The sequence below is a fragment of the Streptomyces sp. ADMS genome, assembly GCF_033441795.1.
Taxonomy (GTDB): Bacteria; Actinomycetota; Actinomycetes; order Streptomycetales; family Streptomycetaceae; genus Streptomyces.
In genome coordinates, this window is record NZ_JAVFVX010000653.1 from 1 (window position 1) to 226 (window position 226).

At 73.5% G+C, this 226-nt stretch carries 1 pseudogene; it reads left to right on the top strand.

Annotation, left to right across the window (positions count from 1 at the left end):
• Positions 1-226 (top strand): annotated as a pseudogene (locus RB628_RS42355) (hypothetical protein); the annotation flags it as partial.

Consider the following 226-nt stretch of genomic DNA (forward strand, 5'->3'; position numbering starts at 1 on the left):
GTCGTGAGCCTCACCGGCCTGCTCCTGCTCGCCGTGATCCTCGCCCGTGGCGTGGCCGGCGCCCTCGAACTCATCCCCATCTGGGCCGCCATCACCCTGCTCGTCTTCGTCCGCCACCGAGGCCGAGCCCTGGCCGACTGGGCTCCGATCGTCACCCGGTACGTGCTCCGCCGGATGCGGGGCCAGTTGATCTGGCTCGTCCGGCCCTCCCGCCGCCCGGTCCGCG